The 3,823-nt window shown below is 75.5% G+C and carries 5 protein-coding genes; all 5 read left to right on the top strand.

Features of this window, described 5'->3' with window-relative positions:
* Positions 1 to 525 (top strand): prepilin peptidase (locus AC2W7G_RS11190; RefSeq protein ID WP_485868496.1); only part of this gene is annotated, 525 nt, incomplete at its 5' end.
* Between the two features lie 55 nt (positions 526 to 580).
* Complete coding sequence (gene aroC, locus AC2W7G_RS11195) at positions 581 to 1,759, top strand: chorismate synthase (protein ID WP_485868497.1); 1,179 nt, start codon at positions 581 to 583, stop codon at positions 1,757 to 1,759.
* Between the two features lies 1 nt (position 1,760).
* On the top strand, positions 1,761 to 2,276 hold the full coding sequence (locus AC2W7G_RS11200; RefSeq protein ID WP_485868498.1) for a shikimate kinase: 516 nt from the start codon (positions 1,761 to 1,763) through the stop codon (positions 2,274 to 2,276).
* Entirely contained in the window at positions 2,273 to 3,364 is a 1,092-nt protein-coding gene (gene aroB / locus AC2W7G_RS11205) for a 3-dehydroquinate synthase (protein WP_485868499.1), read from the top strand. Before AC2W7G_RS11200 ends, aroB begins: the two co-directional genes overlap by 4 nt.
* A partial coding sequence (locus AC2W7G_RS11210; RefSeq protein ID WP_485868500.1) for an aminopeptidase P family N-terminal domain-containing protein occupies positions 3,361 to 3,823 on the top strand: 463 nt, incomplete at its 3' end. The genes aroB and AC2W7G_RS11210, both read left to right, overlap by 4 nt.

Here is a 3,823-nt window from a genome sequence, read left to right on the forward strand (position 1 = left end):
CTGGCGGCCGGCTCGGCTGTCGTCACCGGGGTCGTCGGCTGGCTCGTCCGGCCGACCGCGCTCGTGCTGGCCTGGGCGGTGCTCGTGCCGGTGGGACTGCTGCTGGCGTACGTCGACGCCCGCACCCGGCTGCTGCCCCGCCGGATCGTGCTGCCGCTCAACGCCGCCGTGCTCGGCGTGCTGCTCGTCGTCGTCGCCGTGGAGCGCGACCACGACCTGCTCGTCCGTGCCGTGACCGGGGGAGCGGCACTGTTCGCCGTGCTGGCCGCCCTGTGGCTCGTCGCACCCGGCAGCCTGGGCTACGGGGACGTGCGGCTGTCGCCGGCGCTGGGGATGGTGATGGCCGCGTCCGGCTGGACCGAGCTGCTGGTGGGCGTCTACGCGGCCTTCGTGCTGGCCGCGGTGCTCGGGGTGGTGCTCGGACGGCTCGGACGCCTCGACCCGCGCCGGTTCGCGTTCGGGCCGTTCCTCGTCGCGGGTGCCCTGGTCGGCGTCCTGTGGCCGCCGCTCGTGCTGGGTGCGTGACCGGCCCTCGGGCGGGTGCGCGGCGCCCGGTGGGCCGCGTGGGAGAATCTGCCCCATGCTTCGATGGTTGACCGCCGGTGAGTCCCACGGCCCCGCGCTCATGGCCGTGCTCGAGGGCCTGCCGGCCGGTGTGCAGGTGACCAGCAAGGACGTCCAGGACGCGCTCGCGCGCCGCCGCCTGGGCTACGGCCGCGGCGCCCGCATGAAGTTCGAGGCCGACGAGCTTGAGGTCGTCGGCGGCGTCCGGCACGGCTCGACGCTCGGCAGCCCGGTCGCCTTCCGCATCGGCAACAGCGAGTGGCCGAAGTGGGAGAAGGTCATGGCTGCCGACCCGGTCGACCCGGCCGAGCTCGAGGGCTCCGCGCGCAACGCGCCGCTGACCCGTCCGCGGCCCGGCCACGCGGACCTGGCCGGCATGCAGAAGTACGACTTCGACGAGGCGCGTCCGATCCTCGAGCGGGCGAGCGCCCGCGAGACGGCTGCGCGGGTCGCGCTGGGCGAGGTCGCCGCGCACTTCCTGGAGCAGGCGCTGGGCGTCACGCTCGTCTCGCACGTCGTGTCGATCGGGCGCGCGGTCTCCCCGGGCACCGCCCTGCCGACCCGCGCCGACCGCGACCGGCTGGACGCCGACCCCGTGCGCTGCTTCGACCCCGAGGGCAGCGCCGCGATGGTCGCCGAGATCGACCAGGCGCACAAGGACGGCGACACGCTCGGCGGCGTCGTCGAGGTGGTCGTCCACGGGCTGCCGCCGGGACTCGGCTCGCACACGATGTGGGACAAGCGTCTCGACGCGCGGCTCGCCGCCGCGCTCATGGGCGTCCAGGCGATCAAGGGCGTCGAGCTCGGTGACGGGTTCGAGCTCGCCCGCACGCCCGGCTCGCTGGCCCACGACGAGATCGTCCCCACCGACGAGGGCATCCGCCGCGTGTCGGACCGCTCCGGTGGCGTCGAGGGCGGCATGACGACCGGCGAGGTCCTGCGGGTCCGCGCCGCGATGAAGCCGATCGCGACCGTGCCGCGGGCGCTGCGCACCGTCGACGTGAGCACCGGCGAGGAGGCGGCGGCGCACCACCAGCGCTCGGACGTCTGCGCCGTGCCCGCAGCCGGCATCGTCGCCGAGGCGATGGTCGCGCTCGTCCTGGCCGACGCGGCCCTGGAGAAGTTCGGTGGCGACTCGGTGGGCGAGACGCGTCGCAACGCCGAGTCGTACCTGGCGAACCTGCGGTACCGCTGACGTGGTGCGCCCGCTCGTCGTCCTCGTCGGCCCCCCGGGGGCCGGCAAGACCACCGTCGCCCAGCTGCTGGGTGAGCGGCTCGGCGTCGCGGTGCGCGACACCGACGCCGACGTCGAGGCGGCCGAGGCGTGCCGATCGCCGACCTGTTCGTCGACCGCGGCGAGCCGTACTTCCGCGAGCGCGAGGCGGCCGCGGTCGCCCTCGCGCTGCGGCGAGCACGACGGGCGTCCTGTCGCTCGGCGGGGGGAGCGGTGCTCCGACCCCGCGACCCGCGCGCTGCTCGCCGAGCACCCCGCGGTGGTGCTCCTCGACCTCGGGCTCGCCGAGGCGGTGCGCCGCGTCGGCCTGGCCTCGTCGCGTCCGCTGCTCGTGGGCGGCGTCCGCGCCCGGCTGAAGACCCTGCTCGACCACCGTCGTCCGCTGTACACCGAGGTGGCCGACCACGTCGTCCGCACCGACGAGCTGACCGCCGAGCAGGTCGTCGACCTGGTCCTGCCGATCCTGGAGGTTCGATGACCACCCGCATCCCCGTCGCGTCCGCCCAGCCCTACGAGGTCGTCGTCGGCCACGGCGTCGTCACCGAGGTCTGGGCCCTGGTGGCGGGCGCCCGCCCGCGTCGCCGTCGGTTCCACCCGCCGGTGCTGGCCGGGACGCGCGCAGCGCTGCGCCGCTTCCTGGCCGGCGACGGCGTCGACGTGCACCTGATCGAGGTGCCCGACGGTGAGGCCGCGAAGACGTCCGACGTGGCCGCGTTCTGCTGGGGCGTGCTGGCCCGCGCCGGGTTCACCCGCAGCGACGTCGTCGTCGGCCTGGGCGGCGGCGCGACGACCGACCTGGCCGGGTTCGTGGCCGCCACGTGGCTGCGCGGCGTCGGCTTCGTCACCATCCCGACGACGGTGCTGGGCATGGTCGACGCGGCGGTCGGCGGCAAGACCGGCATCAACCTGCCCGCGGGCAAGAACCTCGTCGGCAGCTTCCACGAGCCGCTCGGCGTGCTGTGCGACCTGGACTCGCTGCACGACCTGCCCGCCCGCGAGGTCCGCAGCGGCCTGGCCGAGGTCATCAAGTGCGGCTTCATCGCCGACGCGCAGATCCTCGAGCTCGTCGAGCGCGACCCGGCGGCCGTGCAGCGGGTCGACAGCGACGTGCTCGCCGAGGTCGTCGCCCGGGGCATCGCGGTCAAGGCGCGCACCGTGGCCGGCGACCTGCGCGAGACCGGCGCGGACGGCGGGATCGGCCGCGAGGCGCTCAACTACGGGCACACCCTGGGCCACGCGATCGAGCGGGCCGAGAACTTCCGCATCCGGCACGGCGAGGCGATCAGCATCGGCATGGTGTTCGCCGCGGAGCTGGCCGAGCGCGCCGGCCGCATCGACGCCGACCTCGTGCGCCGGCACCGCGACACGCTGGCGTCGGTCGGCCTGCCGGTGCGCTACCTGGGCGCCGCGGGCTACGACACCCTGCTGGCGGGCATGCGGCTGGACAAGAAGACCCGTGGCACCGAGCTGCGCTTCGTCGTGCTCGACGGCGTCGGACGTCCCGCCATCCTGGCCGGGCCGTCCGACGCCGACCTGCGTGCGGCGCACGCGGCGGTGGCACGGTGAGCCACGCCGAGCGCCGTGCCCGCCTGCGCGAGGTGCTCGTCGAGCGCGACCTCGACGGCGCGTTCGTCACCGCCCTGGTGAACGTCCGCTACCTGAGCGGCTTCACCGGGTCCAACGCGGCGCTGCTCGTCCCGGTCGACGGTCCGGTCGTGCTGCTGACCGACGGACGCTACCAGGACCAGGCCGCCGCCGAGGCCCCGGACCTCGAGATCGCCGTGACCCGCGAGCTGCTCGCCGTCGGGCGCCGCCCGCACGTCCGGACGGTGGGGGATCGAGACCCATGCGCTCAGCGTGGACGACCACGCGGTGCTGAGCGGTGCGGCCGAGGGCACCGCGCTCGTGTCCCTGGCGCGCGGCGGTCGAGGCGCTGCGCGTCGTCAAGGACGAGCTGGAGCTCGACGCCCTGCGCCGGGCCTGCGCCATCTCCGTGCAGGCGTGGGAGGAGCTCGTCGCCGGCCC

The organism is Aeromicrobium sp. PFPM2_SD2 (assembly GCF_057364525.1).